This is a genomic window from Yeguia hominis, from assembly GCF_014384705.1.
In the GTDB taxonomy this organism is placed as follows: domain Bacteria; phylum Bacillota; class Clostridia; order Oscillospirales; family Acutalibacteraceae; genus Yeguia; species Yeguia hominis.
This window is the reverse complement of sequence record NZ_JACRSN010000039.1, coordinates 1-2,923: the sequence shown is the minus strand read 5'-3', so window position 1 is coordinate 2,923 and position 2,923 is coordinate 1. Positions and strand designations below refer to the sequence as shown.

Here is a 2,923-nt window from a genome sequence, read left to right as displayed (position 1 = left end):
CCATGCTTACACTCGCAGCCTATCAACCCGGTAGTCTTCCGGGGGTCTTACTGGCTTACGCCATGGGATATCTTATCTTGGAGCCGGCTTCACGCTTAGATGCTTTCAGCGTTTATCCGTTCCACACTTAGTTGCCCAGCTATGCCACTGGCGTGACAACTGGTGCGCCAGAGGTGTGTCCATCCCGGTCCTCTCGTACTAAGGACAGCTCTCCTCAAATATCCTACGCCCACGACAGATAGGGACCGAACTGTCTCACGACGTTCTGAACCCAGCTCGCGTACCACTTTAATCGGCGAACAGCCGAACCCTTGGGACCGAATTCAGCCCCAGGATGTGATGAGCCGACATCGAGGTGCCAAACCTCCCCGTCGATGTGGACTCTTGGGGGAGATCAGCCTGTTATCCCCAGGGTAGCTTTTATCCGTTGAGCGACGGCAATTCCACTCTCATACCGCCGGATCACTAACTCCAACTTTCGTTCCTGCTCGGGCCGTCACCCTCGCAGTCAGGCTAGCTTTTGCGTTTGCACTCAATAGCACGGTTTCCGTCCGTACCGAGCTAACCTTTGAGCGCCTCCGTTACGCTTTAGGAGGCGACCGCCCCAGTCAAACTGCCCGCCTAACAATGTCCCCCGGCCGGATTCACGGCCGCAGGTTAGAACTTCAATAACATAAGAGCGGTATCCCAAGCTTGACTCCACCAAAGCTGGCGCCCTGGTTTCCTAGTCTCCCGCCTATCCTGTACATACATTATCAAAATCCAATATTAAGCTGCAGTAAAGCTCCATGGGGTCTTTCCGTCTTGTCGCGGGTAACCGGCATCTTCACCGGTACTACAATTTCGCCGGGCGGGTAGTTGAGACAGCGCCCAGATCGTTACACCATTCGTGCGGGTCGGAACTTACCCGACAAGGAATTTCGCTACCTTAGGACCGTTATAGTTACGGCCGCCGTTTACCGGGGCTTCAATTCAATGCTCTCACATCTCCTCTTAACCTTCCGGCACCGGGCAGGTGTCAGCCCCTATACCTCATCTTTCGATTTTGCAGAGACCTGTGTTTTTGATAAACAGTCGCCTGGGCCTATTCTCTGCGGCCTGTGTTACCAGGCACCCCTTTTCCCGAAGTTACGGGGTCATTTTGCCGAGTTCCTTAACTACCCTTCTCCCGTTGGCCTTAGAATTCTCTTCCTATCTACCTGTGTCGGTTTGCGGTACGGGCGCCTCAGATATCCACAAGACTTTTCTCGCCCTCGTCTAAGCATGCTTCCCTACTTTCTTTCGGTCCCTTTCGCCCGGGTCTACCATCCCCCGGGTCATGCCCTTTCAAGGTGTCCTCTTGCTTAAATCTTTTGGCGGCTACGGAATTTCCACCGTATGTGCATCGGCTACGCCTTTCGGCCTCACCTTAGCTCCCGGCTTACTTGGAGCGGACGAACCTTCCTCCAAAAACCTTAGACTTTCGGCCAATATGATTCTCACATATTTCTCGCTACTCATTCCGGCATTCTCTCTTCTGTAATCTCCACCACCGCTTCCGCTATGACTTCTCCGCTTACAGAACGCTCTCCTACCATGCGTATTCCTACGCATCCCAAGCTTCGGTACACAATTTAGCCCCGTTAAATTTTCGGCGCAGGGTCACTCGACCAGTGAGCTATTACGCACTCTTTTAATGAGTGGCTGCTTCTAAGCCAACATCCTGGTTGTCTTCGCAACCCCACATCCTTTTCCACTTAACTGTGTTTTGGGACCTTAGCTGTGGGTCTGGGCTCTTTCCCTTTTGACAACGGAACTTATCTCTCGCTGTCTGACTCCTGCACACCAATTAGCCGGCATTCCCAGTTTGATAAGGTTCGGTAACCTCTCGGCCCCTAGCCAATTCAGCGCTTTACCTCCGGTAATCTTGTGCAAGGCTAGCCCTAAAGCTATTTCGGAGAGAACCAGCTATCTCCGGGTTCGTTTGGAATTTCTCCGCTACCCACACCTCATCCGCTACCATTTCAACGGGAGTCGGTTCGGTCCTCCATGGAGTTTTACCTCCACTTCAACCTGGACATGGGTAGGTCACCCGGTTTCGGGTCGAATACAACTGACTTCTTACGCCCTCTTCAGACTCGCTCTCGCTACGGCTCCAGACCTTTAGTCCTTAACCTTGCCAGTTACATTCACTCGCCGGACCATTCTACAAAAGGTACCCGATCACCCTTTGACGGGCTCTCGGTGCTTGTAAGCACAAGGTTTCAGGTTCTCTTTCACTCCCCTCCCGGGGTCCTTTTCACCTTTCCTTCACAGTACTCTTCTCTATCGGTCACTGGGTAGTATTTAGGCTTGGAGGGTGGTCCCCCCATATTCCCACCGGGTTTCACGTGTCCGGCGGTACTCTGGATCCAGCTGGCTGCTTCGCAATTTCGCATACGTGACTCTCACACTGTTTCGTCGGCCTTCCCATGCCGTTCTGCTATCGCTCTGCATACCCTCCGCTGTCCGAACCCCAAGTGTATTGCTACTCTTGGTTTGGCCTCTTCCGCGTTCGCTCGCCACTACTTGCGGAATCTCGGTTGATTTCTTTTCCTCGCCCTACTTAGATGTTTCAGTTCAGGCGGTTCCCCTCCTGTACCTATGAATTCAGTACAGGATACACGAACATGACTTCGTGTGGATTGCTCCATTCGGATATCCACGGATCACGGCCTACTTACGGCTCCCCGTGGCTTTTCGCAGTTTGTCGCGTCCTTCTTCGGCTCCCAGTGCCAAGGCATTCCCCTTGTGCTCTTTGTAGCTTGACCATGTGTTTTGCATGTTCTCTTTCTTAGAAATTGTAGTTCTCTTTTACCCTAAAATATTTCTATCTTAAAGTCTTCTAAAAACTTCGCTTTCCTCGCTTTATCTGCTTCTTCTTTATTCGGTTTTCAAGGTGCAT

1 rRNA gene is annotated in these 2,923 nt (G+C 52.1%); it reads right to left on the bottom strand.

The window, feature by feature from the left end:
- Nucleotides 1-2,789: ribosomal RNA gene (locus tag IAG03_RS13795) — 23S ribosomal RNA — on the bottom strand; the annotation flags it as partial.
- Nucleotides 2,790-2,923: the final 134 nt, after the last annotated feature.